At 50.3% G+C, this 12,566-nt stretch carries 12 protein-coding genes; 4 read left to right on the top strand and 8 right to left on the bottom strand.

Annotated elements, in window-relative coordinates; genetic code table 11:
• Positions 1-5: 5 nt before the first annotated feature.
• Together ACXIT9_RS11995 and ACXIT9_RS11990 are read right to left on the bottom strand one after the other, a co-directional pair.
• The gene (locus ACXIT9_RS11995) at positions 6-974 is read right to left on the bottom strand and encodes an electron transfer flavoprotein subunit alpha/FixB family protein (protein WP_458056468.1); all 969 of its coding nucleotides are present in this window, start codon (positions 972-974) and stop codon (positions 6-8) included.
• Between the two features lie 24 nt (positions 975-998).
• On the bottom strand, positions 999-1,736 hold the full coding sequence (locus ACXIT9_RS11990; RefSeq protein WP_458056467.1) for an electron transfer flavoprotein subunit beta/FixA family protein: 738 nt from the start codon (positions 1,734-1,736) through the stop codon (positions 999-1,001).
• A 336-nt stretch (positions 1,737-2,072) separates the two neighbouring features.
• Between ACXIT9_RS11990 and ACXIT9_RS11985 the strand changes: the two genes are divergently transcribed.
• Positions 2,073-2,393: a tetratricopeptide repeat protein gene (locus ACXIT9_RS11985; RefSeq protein WP_458056466.1), complete on the top strand. Its 321-nt coding sequence runs from the start codon at positions 2,073-2,075 to the stop codon at positions 2,391-2,393.
• Here the strand turns inward: ACXIT9_RS11985 and ACXIT9_RS11980 are convergent.
• Both ACXIT9_RS11980 and dnaB read right to left on the bottom strand, forming a co-directional pair.
• Positions 2,374-3,378: a zinc-binding dehydrogenase gene (locus tag ACXIT9_RS11980; protein WP_458056509.1), complete on the bottom strand. Its 1,005-nt coding sequence runs from the start codon at positions 3,376-3,378 to the stop codon at positions 2,374-2,376. The two genes, ACXIT9_RS11985 and ACXIT9_RS11980, sit on opposite strands and share 20 nt — an antisense overlap.
• A gap of 129 nt (positions 3,379-3,507) precedes the next feature.
• Positions 3,508-5,040 carry a replicative DNA helicase gene (gene dnaB, locus ACXIT9_RS11975; protein ID WP_458056508.1) on the bottom strand — a complete coding sequence of 511 codons (1,533 nt, stop codon included), beginning with the start codon at positions 5,038-5,040 and terminating at the stop codon, positions 3,508-3,510.
• Between the two features lie 263 nt (positions 5,041-5,303).
• Here dnaB and ACXIT9_RS11970 point away from each other — a divergent pair, with 263 nt between their 5' ends.
• Positions 5,304-6,683 (top strand): UDP-N-acetylmuramate--L-alanine ligase, encoded by a 1,380-nt coding sequence (locus ACXIT9_RS11970; RefSeq protein ID WP_458056465.1) that lies wholly within the window; start codon positions 5,304-5,306, stop codon positions 6,681-6,683.
• The gene (locus ACXIT9_RS11965; RefSeq protein ID WP_458056464.1) at positions 6,680-7,486 is read left to right on the top strand and encodes an exonuclease domain-containing protein; all 807 of its coding nucleotides are present in this window, start codon (positions 6,680-6,682) and stop codon (positions 7,484-7,486) included. Before ACXIT9_RS11970 ends, ACXIT9_RS11965 begins: the two co-directional genes overlap by 4 nt.
• A 209-nt stretch (positions 7,487-7,695) precedes the next feature.
• On the opposite strand, the gene ACXIT9_RS11960 is transcribed toward ACXIT9_RS11965, so the two are convergent.
• Complete coding sequence (locus tag ACXIT9_RS11960; protein ID WP_458056463.1) at positions 7,696-8,502, bottom strand: M48 family metallopeptidase; 807 nt, start codon at positions 8,500-8,502, stop codon at positions 7,696-7,698.
• Positions 8,503-8,618: 116 nt separating this feature from the next.
• Here ACXIT9_RS11960 and ACXIT9_RS11955 point away from each other — a divergent pair, with 116 nt between their 5' ends.
• The gene (locus tag ACXIT9_RS11955; RefSeq protein WP_458056462.1) at positions 8,619-9,131 is read left to right on the top strand and encodes a DUF4442 domain-containing protein; all 513 of its coding nucleotides are present in this window, start codon (positions 8,619-8,621) and stop codon (positions 9,129-9,131) included.
• A gap of 51 nt (positions 9,132-9,182) precedes the next feature.
• Here the strand turns inward: ACXIT9_RS11955 and ACXIT9_RS11950 are convergent, their stop codons facing one another.
• The 3 genes from ACXIT9_RS11950 to ACXIT9_RS11940 form a co-directional block, all read right to left on the bottom strand.
• Positions 9,183-9,956 carry a hypothetical protein gene (locus tag ACXIT9_RS11950; protein WP_458056461.1) on the bottom strand — a complete coding sequence of 258 codons (774 nt, stop codon included), beginning with the start codon at positions 9,954-9,956 and terminating at the stop codon, positions 9,183-9,185.
• Positions 9,957-10,209: 253 nt separating this feature from the next.
• Complete coding sequence (locus ACXIT9_RS11945) at positions 10,210-11,700, bottom strand: S10 family peptidase (protein WP_458056460.1); 1,491 nt, start codon at positions 11,698-11,700, stop codon at positions 10,210-10,212.
• Positions 11,701-11,877: 177 nt separating this feature from the next.
• The gene (locus tag ACXIT9_RS11940) at positions 11,878-12,561 is read right to left on the bottom strand and encodes a potassium channel family protein (RefSeq protein ID WP_458056459.1); all 684 of its coding nucleotides are present in this window, start codon (positions 12,559-12,561) and stop codon (positions 11,878-11,880) included.
• Positions 12,562-12,566: the final 5 nt, after the last annotated feature.

Here is a 12,566-nt window from a genome sequence, read left to right as displayed (position 1 = left end):
ATTTGTTATTTTGCTGCTTCGAGTGCCTGTTTCAGTTTCGGTAAAACATCGAACGCGTCACCCACAATCCCATAATCTGCCGCCTTAAAGAAAGGAGCCTCAGGGTCTTTATTGATAACTACAATATACTTCGACGAATTTACGCCTGCAAGATGTTGAATAGCACCCGAAATTCCAACAGCCACGTATAAAGTTGGAGCAACTTTTACACCAGTCTGTCCTACGTGCTCGTGATGCGGTCTCCAGCCGATATCGGATACTGGCTTGGAACAACCGGTAGCTGCACCGAGAGACTTGGCCAGATCTTCGATTAGATGCCAGTTTTCGGGACCCTTCAAACCGCGACCACCTGACACGACGATGTCTGCCTCAGGTAATAAAATATCCCCTTCAGCTTTATCTGTAGCCGTAATCTTGGCAGCGAAAAGCGCTTCATCCAAGCTTAGGTCCACCGTTTCGACTGTGGCAGGAGCGCCATCCGTAGCGAGATCGATGGCATTTTTCTTTACAGCAAGTATTTTATTGTCTTTTTCTACAGCAGTTATCGCAAAGGCCTTACCCGTATAAATACTGCGTTTCACACGGTAGCCATCGGAAAGATCCGGTAACTCCGTCACATTAGAGACGAGTGCTGCATCCAACTTGATCGCTAAACGAGCCGCTACAGCATCCCCTAAAGAAGACTTGGCTAAAACCAGCGTTTTGGCATCCAGGGATTTCGCCACCTGGGCCACTGCATCCGCGTGCGCCTGAATAACACCGGCATTTAATTTCTCATCTGCCACATGCTTCACGCTGCTCGCCCCTGCAGTACCTGCCTCCGCCAGCGCATCAGCGCTAATGCTACCTAGGGCGATGGCGATTACATCTCCTTCTCCTGTTTTTTCTGTTAATGCTTTGGCATAAGACACAGCCTCTAAAGAAGTTTTCTTTATGGCACCATCTGCATGCTCGATATATACTAAAATTGCCATGATTTCTGGATTATTATGGGTTGTTTAAAGAACTTTTGCTTCGTTTTTTAAGAGCTTTACCAGCTCTTCCACCTGATCGGCGTCGATGAGTTTTACAGCTCCCTTTGCCGGAGGCAACTCATACTTCAATACCGATGAAGCGACCGTGTCGGAACTCGGCTCCACTACCTGTAGCGGCTTGGTACGTGCAGACATAATGCCGCGCATATTTGGGATTTTCCACTCCGCGATCGGTTCTTGGCAACCGAGAACAAGGGGTAGCTCTGCCTCTAACTGCTCCTTACCTCCCTCGATTTCACGGGCCATTTTCGCCGTATTTCCATCGATCTCTAACTTCATCACAGGAGAAATAGACGGAAGACCGAGCAATTCACCGACCATGCCATGCACCATACCGCCGTTAAAGTCGATCGATTCACGGCCCATCAGGATAAGATCATAGCTGTTTTGCTTCGCAATGGCCGCTATCTGCTCTGCTACGAAAAGGGAATCTTTTGGGAATGCATTTACGCGAATAGCATCATCTGCACCGATCGCCAGGGCTTTTCTTAGTGTAGGATCCGCATCTGCCTCTCCTACGTGCAGTACCGTAACAGTACCGCCCGTCTGCTCCTTTAACTCCACCGCACGTGCTAGCGCATAGTCGTCATAGGGACCGATGATAAACTGAACGCCGGTCTTATCGAATGTCGTGTTGTTCTCCGTAAACTGAATCTTGGATGTCGTATCCGGAACGTGCGTTATACAAACTAAAATTTTCATGAAATAGTGGTTTATTGTTAAACTTCACCTGCTAAAGGCTTTGCGCCCTAAAGATAAAACGGAAACTCAATTTGTATGTTTCGTTTTCCAACAAGTACTTCAAAAATAACAAATGCCAGGGGAATTACCCAAAGTTGCCACAAATTATTTTTGAGCATTCTACGCTAGAAAACAAATTTTATAAGGATTCGCTTCCTTTCAGCACTCTCTCACGGTACCTTCTTTCGATTCCTATCCATTTGATACTTTTTTCTCAGGGGAAAGGCTGAAATTTAGGTACCTTTGTGCCACAGTGGTTTTGCCTCCGCAGGCCGCTGCTTGCTAATCGCGCACGCCATGAACCGACTTGAACAACTACACGCTTTTATCGCAGCAGAGCCTGCCGATCCTTTTAATTATTATGCTTTAGCCCTCGAGTACCGCAGTCTACAGCGGGAGGAAGAGGCTTTAGACACCTTTCGGCTGCTTTTACGTGACTTTCCAGACTATCTGCCTACCTATTTTCACGCAGCAGCAAGCTTAGCAGAGGCTGAGGCCCTAGCCGAAGCCCGCACCACCTATGAGCAGGGCATCACCTTAGCGGAAAGCCAGGGCGATGTCCATGCCTTGCGAGAGCTCAAGCAGGCCTTTCAAAACTTTATCTTTGAGTACGAATAACGATTTTGCCCAGCTGGGCACCGGCCTTCATGCGATCGAAGGCCTCCACCACCTGCTCCATTCCGAAGACCTGATCGACGACCGGCTGGATACGGTGCTCGCGCACGAAATCCAGCATCGCCGCGAAGTCTGCATCGGATCCCATGGTGCTGCCGATCAACTTTAACTGGCTCCAAAACACTTTTCGGGCATCAAATCCGGAAGGATTGCCACGTGTGGCCCCATAAAAGACAAGGCGTCCACCCGGTCGCGCCACCTTTATCAGTTGGCCCAGCGTATCACCCATGGCGGAATCGATAATCAGGTGGAAGCCCTCCGTCTCCGCCAAGGCTTCCTTCACCCACTGTTCCTCCGTGTAGGTAAAGGTATGCTGGATACCCAATTCGCGGGCTTTGGCCAACTTTTCGGCACTGCTGGAGCTGGTGGATACGGTGGCCCCTGCCGCCAGGGCAAACTGAGCGGCGAACTGCGCCACGCCGCCTCCGAACCCGGTGACGAGCACCTGCTCTCCCGCGGCACAGCCTCCCTGTACCATGAGCGCCCGATAAGCCGTAAGGCCTGCCAGCGGAAGTGCCGCAGCAGCTTCCCAGGAGAGGTGCTCTGGCTTTTCATGCAGTCGGTTTTGATCCACCTGCACATGTGTGGCTAAGGTGCCATGGCGCGGCATACCGAGGATACTAAAAGTCTTCTGTTGGGCCCCCTCATCCGCTCCCCAGTCAAGCGCAGGATTGATAATCACCTCTTTGCCTATCCAGTGTGGGTCCACCGTGGCGCCTACAGCTTCCACAACCCCTGCACCATCGGAGCCTAGGATGACTCCGTCTGCCAAGCCTGGATAAAGGCCCTGCCGGCACCATTCATCGCGGTGATTTAGTGCTGCCGCTTTCAGTGCCACACGCACCTCCGTAGGTCCCAGCAAAGGTAGCTCCACCTCACGAAGCACAATTTTATCGGCTTTATTCCGATCTAAAACGATTCCATGTATGTTCATGCTTGTTTCCAAATTACTTGTGTGAAATATAAACATAAAAAGTCTGCCCGTGGCCAATTTGTTTCCATTTTTACAGCTTGGCGGGGCATTTTGCGCCGGCAGGCGCCAAAAAAAACCGACCCTTTAAAAAGGAGCCGGTTCATCACCTCCGGGTAAATCCTCCCCGTTCGCCTTACTCTGCAGGCGGATCATGCTGCCAGATTCGAAATTCCCACCCCCACCTGAGCCGGCAGGGAATTTATTTCCGTAGAGAGCCTCACTAGGCTGATAGGGCACATTCAAGTCTAAGTCCGCGAATTTCGTGTACTTGCCGATAAAACGCAGCTTGACGGTATCCAGGGAACCATTTCGGTGCTTGGCGATGATTACCTCACCCACTCCCGCAGTAGACATGCCTTCATCTTCCGTAATTCCATAATATTCAGGTCGATAGAGGAACATCACCATGTCCGCATCCTGCTCGATGGCGCCCGACTCCCGTAAATCGGAAAGCTGAGGGCGTTTATCCCCTCCTCGTGTTTCCACTGCCCGTGAGAGCTGTGACAGCGCGATGACCGGTACGCTTAGCTCTTTAGCAATTTTTTTCAAGGCCCGAGAAATCGATGCTATCTCCTGCTCTCGGTTCCCTCCACTGTTTTTACTATCTCCCGACATTAGCTGCAAGTAGTCGATAACAATCATCTGAATGTCATGCTGCGCCTTCAACTTGCGGCATTTAGCCCGCAACTCCAGCACAGAGAGTGCAGGCGTATCATCCACGAAAAGGGGCGCTTTGGCCAGCTTAGACGTCTTATGCACCAGCTGCTCCCACTCGTAATCTGCCAGCGTTCCCTTCTTTATCTTCTCAGAGTCTAGCTCCGCCTCCGCAGAGATGAGTCGATTCACCAGCTGCACAGAGCTCATTTCCAAAGAAAAAATGACCACAGGTCGATTGTGATCCACGGCGGCATTACGCAGGGTAGAAAGCACAAAGGCCGTCTTTCCCATCGCCGGACGTGCCGCGATGATGACCAAATCTGACTTTTGCCAGCCGGAAGTCACCCTGTCCAGGGCCGTAAATCCACTGGGCACACCGGTAAGCCCATCTTTCTGACCTTTTTTCGCCTCTAATTCTAAAATAGCCTCTTTCATGATCGAACGCATATCCGAATAGTTCTTGCGGATATTTTTCTCCGAAATCTCGAAGAGGCTCTGCTCCATTTTATCTAAAAGCTCGAAAACATCCGTTGTCTCCTCGAAGGCATCGCGCTGAATTTCGGAGGCGATGCTGATCATCTCCCGCTTCATGGCCTGCTCGGTGATGATCCGTGCATGGTACTCAATGTTGGCCGCCGATGATACTTTCGAGGTCAATTCTGCCACCTTGAACGCGCCGCCCGCGATTTCCAACTGACCGCTTTTGCGCAGCTGATTGGTTACGGTAAGCAGGTCGATCGGCGAGCTCTCGGTAAACAGGTCGAGTATCGCCGAATAAATCGCCTTATGCGCATCCTTATAAAAACTCTCCGGCTTTAAAATATCCACTACCTCTGTCAGCGCATCCTTTTCCAGCATCAGCGCGCCGAGCACAGCCTCTTCCAGCTCCACGGCCTGCGGAGGGATTTTGCCTGTCGGTACCGGGGTACTGGTAAAGGGCGTTTTCCTTCTCACTGACATCGGGCGCTTTGGGGTTTCCTCATTCATCATCCTACAAAAGTAAACGCTTTCGAAGAGACTTTATTAACAATTTTTGCACGAGTTATGCACATTACTGAGGCTGAGCGCCCTATGCCCCGAACTCTTTGCGCCACCGAGTCAGGTCGTGAGCGCAACCCTTCTTACCGCGGGTCATTCCTATGCCTGCGGCAAAGTATTTGTTGGTAGCTCATTTCCTGTCCTGCTGATTTCTTATTTACTTGCAGGAGAATCCATAGAAGCGCATGAACAAGACGACAGATTATCATTTTATCGCCGTAGGGGGCGCGGTGATGCACAACTTAGCCCTGGAAATGCATGCTAAAGGCCATCAGGTGAGTGGCTCTGATGATGAAATCTACGAACCCTCTCGCAGCAGGCTAGCCGCAGCAGGGCTTTTGCCGGAGGCCAAAGGCTGGTTCCCGGATAAAATCCATGCCCATCTGAAAGGGGTCATCGTCGGCATGCATGCCCGCGCAGATAATCCCGAGCTGCTGGCTGCCAAAGACCTAAACATCCCCATCTTCAGCTTCCCCGAGTTCGTCTACGAGCAGTCGCGGGACAAGATACGTGTCGTCATTAGCGGCAGCCATGGTAAGACCACCATCACCGCCATGCTGCTCCATGTGCTTCGCCGCCAAGGCATTGCCTTTGACTATCTCGTCGGCGCTCAGCTGGAGGGCTTTCAGCGCATGGTGCAGCTCAGCGAGGCACCCCTGATCGTGATCGAGGGAGATGAATACCTGACCTCCCCCTTAGATCCGCGCCCGAAATTTTTACACTACCACCCCCATCATGTGCTCCTAAGTGGTATCGCCTGGGATCATTTTAATGTTTTTCCTACTTTCGAGGACTACCGTCGGCAGTTCGCCCTGCTACTGGAAAGCCTTCCCGCAAGCACTCACCTGTTTGCGTTTAAAGGAGATGAGGAGGTGATGGCGCTGGCTGCGCAATTTGCCGCCCGGGGCGGAAAGATGCAGACCTACACCACCCATCCCCACCGCATTAAAGAGGGTAAAACCCATTTGCTTCACGCAGAAGGAGAAACTGCCATTTCCATTTTCGGAGCACATAACATGCAAAATTTGGCCGGGGCACAGGCTTTGGCAGCGACCTTAGGGGTCTCGGCTACAGATTTTTATGCCGCCATCGCAGACTTTAAGGGCGCCGCGAAGCGGCAAGAAGTTTTGGCCGAAGGCCCCAGCTCCCTGCTCATCAGAGACTTCGCGCACGCCCCCTCGAAACTAAAAGCTACCGTGGAGGCTGTGAAAGAGCAATTTCCAGACCGTTCACTTATCGCCGTGCAGGAGCTACATACCTACAGCAGTATGAATGAGGCGTTTTTACCTAATTATGCCCATACCATGGAGGCTGCAGATGAGGCGATCGTCTACATGAACCCGAAAGCAGTGGCCCTAAAACGTCTCCAAATGATGACAGAAGAGACACTGCGAAACGGTTTTAAGCGGAAAGATATTCGCTTATTTACCACTAAAGACGACTTATTTACGTACCTTGCGAATCGCGATTACGCTAACAGCAACTTACTCCTGATGAGCTCGGGGAACTTTGATGACATGGAAGTATCGCCACTAGTAGATAAAATTCGACAAGCAAAAGCATGAACTTGAACTTAAGAACCCCTATCGCATTTTTTGACTTAGAAGCTACCGGCACGAACATTTCTACGGATAGAATCGTGGAAATTTCTATCGTCAAGGTGCACCCAAATGGAAAGGAGGAGATTTTAACGCATAAGGTGAATCCGACCATCCCGATTCCAGCGGAAGTCACGCTTATTCACGGCATCTCCGATGCGGACGTAAAGGATGCACCCACCTTTAAAGAGCTCGCCCAGGAGTTGAACCAATTTTTCCACGGTGCTGACTTGGCGGGTTTTAATGTTCTGAAATACGACATCCCCCTCTTGGTAGAAGAGTTTTTGCGCGCCGGGATCGATTTTGACATCGAAAAGCGTAACTTACTTGATGCCCAGAAAATTTTCCACATGATGGAAAAACGTAATTTGACGGCTGCCTACAAGTTTTACTGCGGTCAAGACCTGAAAAATGCGCACTCCGCCGAGGCTGACACGCTCGCTACCTACGAAGTGTTTAAAGCCCAAATCGCCCGCTATGCCGGAGAAGAAGTCACGGACTTACTCGGAAATACACGGGGGGTTATCGTGAATGATATGCGTAAAGTCCACGAGCTGATAAACGAAAAAATGGTGGACCTGGCAGGCCGCTTTATCTTTAATGAGCAGGGGGAAGAGTGCTTTAACTTTGGCAAGCATAAAGGAAAACCCATCACGCAAGTGCTGAAAGAGGAGCCTTCGTATTACGACTGGATGATGAAAGGTGACTTCCCTTTGGATACCAAGCGTAAATTTACGCAGGTGAAACTACGCAGCTTCAATCAGCGCTAAATCCATCGACAGCAAACACCTAAACGCGCAGAAATAGCCAAAACCTATTTGTGAGGGGGAAATAGCTTTTCCTGTTTACACGAACATAAAAAAAGGAAAACGTACAAGACAAGCTCGAAGCAGACAGAACAAAAAAGGCGTAGCATCCAAGTTACGCCTTTTTTCACTTTCCCTTTATTTGGGTAGTCCCAAGTTAAACCAGCGACCTCTTACTGCTGGCTTCTGGTGTAATATTCCATAGCCTTACTCATCTCTTTGTTGAGCTGATCGATACGACGGTCTGGCCCAGGGTGGGTAGACAAAAACTCCGGTGGACGTCCTCCACTGGCTGTTGCCTGATCCATACGTTCCCAAAATACGGGAGCCTCACGCGGATCATATCCCGCCAGCGCCATAAAGGTCAAGCCAAGCTTATCCGCCTCTAGCTCATGGCGACGTGAAAATCGCAGCATGCCTAGCTCACCCGCATAGCCAACAGACTGCAAGAATAAATTCTGTGTCAAATTCGGGCGCTCCCCCATCGCGACGGAAATGCCACCTACCAGTCCATTAATGGCCAAAGCATTAGACATGCGCTCACGACCGTGGCTAGCGACTGCATGAGCGATCTCATGGCCCATCACGACAGCTACCCCCGCCTCATCGCGGCAGATAGGCAAGATACCTGTATAAAAGGCCACTTTGCCTCCAGGCATACACCAAGCATTTATCTGATCACTTTCGATCAAGTGGAACTCCCACTCGAAACCTTTTAACTCATTTTCGAAGCCCTGCTCGATCAAGTATTGCTCCACGGCTTTCGCCATGCGATTGCCGACACGTACGACCATCTGGCCCTGTTCGGTGTTAGTGACGAGACGCTCTCCCTGCTTAACTTGATTATACTGCTCGAAAGACATGGGTAAAATCTCCGAATTCGGAATGGCTGCCAGCTGCCGACGTCCGGTTAAAGGCACCTTCGCACAGGCATAAGCGAAGACGCCGAGCATTAAAAAGAGTAAAATTTTCTTGTACATGGTGGTTGATTTTTACTAGTAGCACCCAAAAAAAGTGCCACGATGAAACTCGAATGCTATTTTTCAGTATCTTTAGTATATACAAAGATAAGGAGTTAAACTACGATCGAAACGTCATGGCAGAAAAAATCACCCCCGCACACCGAGAATTAAACCCCGCAGCACTGTCCTACCGAAAAAAAATGACCTCCCCTCTCATTTTTAAAGTGGCCATGCTCAGTAAGCTCCCCTCTGCACTTTTTTGGAAACTTAAGATCGAAGAACTCGACGGGGAGCAGTGCGTAGTCAGCATTCCCTTCACCTGGAGGACACAAAACCCCTTTAAGAGCATTTATTTTGCCGCACTGGCTGGAGCTGCAGAATTAAGCACGGGAGCTCTCTGTCAGCTCGCCCTGGCGGGCAAAGGCAAGTTCAGCATGCTGGTGGTAGATTTTCGCGCCGCATACTACAAAAAAGCAGATGCCCGCATTCGTTTTACCTGTGCGCAAGGAGAGGAGGTAGCCCAACTGGTGGACAGCCTGCAAATAGGAGAATCCGGAACCATCACCACCGTAAGCAGAGGTTTAAACCCCGAAGGACAGGAAGTGGCCAAGTTTGATGTCACCTGGTCTTTTAAACGGAAAGCTTAAGGAATGGGCCTAAAAAAGCCCTCCTATTTTCTTCCCCTTTTAGAGAAGGGATCAGGGTCTGCCGCGGCGGGGCGGATCGTACTGCCTGCGCCAAGCATAGGCGCGGAAAAAATCATATAGCATGCGGCTAACGGCCTCACGCGGCATATCGGTAAATTGATGGCTGCGGTTTTCCCAGTTGAATTCCACCACCAGGCTATCGTATTCCTTTTCACTCAGGTTAAATTCTAAGATGAGCCGATTACGCACGGAGTCAGACTGAATTAAATCCAGGTATGGCTGCTGGCGTGCACGAAACTCCATCTTACGCCGGTACTGCCGCTTGTAGCGCTCACTTTTCATAAAATAAGAGATCGGCCCATCTATCGTCAGCCCCGGCATCAGACCAGGGTTATCGGCCAAGCCTGAGTAAATTTTCCCTGGCCCTGCCGGGCGATCGGACAGCCCCCGCATCATGGGCTGAAACTCGTAGTCCATGTTGAACTTAAAGTAATCTCCATACACATCGAATGTCGGCAGGGTTCTCGCATTCAGCGCTATTTCTAAAAGCAAGTGCCTTTCATCTCCTATGACCATCTCCCGCGGAATCCAGTTGGGCATCGACCAGGCGATCACATCGCCCTTTTCCCCTTTCAGGCGGAAATATCCGCGGGCATTCGTCTGGGTAGAATCCCCTCGGGTGAGATTAACCACCGTCACCCCCTCCATGTAGCTGCGATCCATAGCGTCCACGATGTTCCCCGAAATGGTCTGGGCATGGAGCTGCGCAGTCGAAAGACAGGCTAGAACTAAAGAGATAAGAAGCGGGAGTAAAAGGTGTTTCACGCTGTAAAATTACGCTTTTATCCTTGCATACGTAATTTCAGGCGTTAAAGGTTATTAAATGCTCCCCAGACCTCGGGAGAAAAAAAGCACTGCCAAGCTGCCTCGCCATGGACAGCAGGCACTCTTATAGGAAGGGGAAGCCGGGGGCTTTGGCCTAAAGGCAAAAAAAAACACCCTCCCCGCCAGTTCTTCTGACAGAGAGGGTGATAGCAGCCGAAAGCCCTCAAACTGGCGCTGCCTAAAAAGCTACTTTCTACCAGTATTTCGCAGGTGCATCCTTCGCTGGAATGGTATTGCGGATGAAATCACGCACATCGTCATTCGCATTTTTCAGGTCTTCCGCACGCAAGTACATCATGTGACCACTACGGTACCCTTTAAAGGAAAGACGATCCTGCAACTTGCCCGCCGGGTCCATCGCCCAGTGGTTGTATTTCGCATTAAAATAATCCGTGCCACCGTCATAATACCCGCTCTGGGTCATGACGTGCAAATAAGGATTTTGGAGCATCGCTTGAGCCAGCTGCATGCCGGTATTATCCCCACTACGGTCCCAAGGGTTCACCGGACCGAAAAGATAATAGGTCAGATCCGTGTCGTATTTTAAGATATTCTTCGCATAGTAGTTCATGGCCGGGCTGAAGGCATGATTCCAGGCCGTTAAGGCGGGATCATAATCGTAGGCCTGTCCGGCATCTGTACGATCCACACCGCGATAACGGCTATCCAAGCGGCCCACGGTCAAGCCCCTATCACGCAGGAGTTCCTTCCAGTAGAAGCTCGTAGGCACAGCTAAGGCATGCTGCAAGATAGCTTCCTTGCTCAACCCCGAATAATAAGCCATTTTCTCAGCTATTTTCTCGCGTTCCGCTGCCGGCAGGGAGCCCCCTTTGGCGATAGCCGGAAGCACCACATCTAAGGTGTACGCCTCCACCTCAGGAAGGATATCCGCCTCCAAGTCTTTTGCCTGCAATTCAGGACTTAAGGCTTCATGATACCAAGCCGTAGCCGCATAATAGGGCAGGTAGTTGGCCTGCATCACCGCACCACTTCTATCCAAGCCTAAGCCAGTAGGCGAAACCAAGATCACCCCATTTAGGTACATCCAGTGCGAATTTTGGAGTGCATAGGCCAAGCCCGAAACACGGGTAGTCCCGTAGCTTTCGCCGATCAGGTACTTGGGCGACTGCCAGCGGTTTTGGCGCGTGACGAAAGATTTTACCCAGTCTGCTAAGTACCGAATGTCTGCATTTACACCGAAAAAGGTGCTGCGCGGGGTGTCTTTGTCCACGATACGGCTGTAGCCCGTATTCACAGGATCCACAAAAATGATATCGGCGACATCTAAAATCGAATGTGGGTTTTTCTTAACGCCGTAGGGCTGAAGCGGATAGCCTTCGTCATCGATATTTAGCACATAAGGGCCTGTGTACGCCAGGTGCATCCACAAGGAACCAGAGCCTGGCCCCCCGTTAAAAGAAAAGACGATGGGACGCTCCGACTTATCGGTCACATCGCTGCGCTCATAGTAGGTGTAAAAAAGAGAAGCGATCGGATCTCCCGCATCATTCCATACCGGCATGGTGCCCGCCGTGGCCTTATACGGTACCCGTTTGCCATTAATGGTCACCTCTCCGCTCGTTTCCACGGCAGACTCTACTTTAATTTCACGTTTTTCTTGCGCCAGCACGGTACCTGCTAAAAACAGAGCAACCGCCAGCAGGGGCGTAAATCGTTTGAACATAGCTTTACATTTAGTCTGCACTAAATTAGGAAAAGCCCCAGCATTCCGCTCCTGAATTTTATTTGAGGTGAATATTTAGGTTTAGCGGTTTCTGAAAAATAGGCAGCAGATTGAAAAGAAAAGGGTCGCCGGCAGGTGCTTTTGGCCCAGGGGCCAAAGGGAAATCCTGAGCTTCCATTAACTGTCCACTTTTCTACTCACATTTAAAGAAACCAGCTGGGCGATTACCACTGCCGGATATAAAATCCCCACCGTAGACAGGAAGCTGGAAAGCATCTTAGCGCTAATATGTGAGGGGACGATATCCCCATAGCCCACCGTACTCAGCGAAACAATACTGTAGTAGATATAAATACCGAAATCCAGATCGCTCTCTTGAAAATTCACCTCCCCCTGCAAGACTTGCCCATGGGTTAAAGCAAAAATCTCCAAAGTAAAAGCACCGAACATGCCTAACAAAAGATACACATTCACTGCCCCGATGATGCGGTAGGCATTCGCTTCATGATCACGAAAGAGCAGGCGAATATTTAAAAAGATAAACAAGAGCAAATTGGCCACACCGACGATGCGCTCTACCAGCGCGAAAGACAGCGGACCATCGGAAAAACGAATGACCTTTAGCGTAACATGAGCCACCAAAAGCAAAATGGCAAAGATACGCATCTGAACGTTATAAGCAGAAAGTACACTGAGCATGAAAAGCCCGAGCAGTAATACATTAAAGCCGATTTCCCCTAGGAGGTTGCTGGCGAGGAAGATGGGCACGATGAAACAAAACAGGAGCAGTAACACCAATAAAACGACGAAGCTGATATCCGACAGCCAAAAGCTTTTAATCCGATTAACCGTATCTTTCATGTTGC

It is taken from the genome of Nitritalea sp. (assembly GCF_054166705.1).
The sequence above is the reverse complement of the archived record's forward strand: the minus strand, read 5'-3'. Positions and strand labels throughout refer to the sequence as shown.

Coding starts and splice junctions, on each gene's coding strand:
- ACXIT9_RS11995 (WP_458056468.1), bottom strand. CDS start 974: ATGGCAATTTTAGTATATATCGAGCATGCAGATGGTGCCATAAAGAAA.
- ACXIT9_RS11990 (WP_458056467.1), bottom strand. CDS start 1,736: ATGAAAATTTTAGTTTGTATAACGCACGTTCCGGATACGACATCCAAG.
- ACXIT9_RS11985 (WP_458056466.1), top strand. CDS start 2,073: ATGAACCGACTTGAACAACTACACGCTTTTATCGCAGCAGAGCCTGCC.
- dnaB (WP_458056508.1), bottom strand. CDS start 5,040: ATGTCAGTGAGAAGGAAAACGCCCTTTACCAGTACCCCGGTACCGACA.
- ACXIT9_RS11970 (WP_458056465.1), top strand. CDS start 5,304: ATGAACAAGACGACAGATTATCATTTTATCGCCGTAGGGGGCGCGGTG.
- ACXIT9_RS11965 (WP_458056464.1), top strand. CDS start 6,680: ATGAACTTGAACTTAAGAACCCCTATCGCATTTTTTGACTTAGAAGCT.
- ACXIT9_RS11960 (WP_458056463.1), bottom strand. CDS start 8,502: ATGTACAAGAAAATTTTACTCTTTTTAATGCTCGGCGTCTTCGCTTAT.
- ACXIT9_RS11955 (WP_458056462.1), top strand. CDS start 8,619: ATGGCAGAAAAAATCACCCCCGCACACCGAGAATTAAACCCCGCAGCA.
- ACXIT9_RS11945 (WP_458056460.1), bottom strand. CDS start 11,700: ATGTTCAAACGATTTACGCCCCTGCTGGCGGTTGCTCTGTTTTTAGCA.
- ACXIT9_RS11940 (WP_458056459.1), bottom strand. CDS start 12,561: ATGAAAGATACGGTTAATCGGATTAAAAGCTTTTGGCTGTCGGATATC.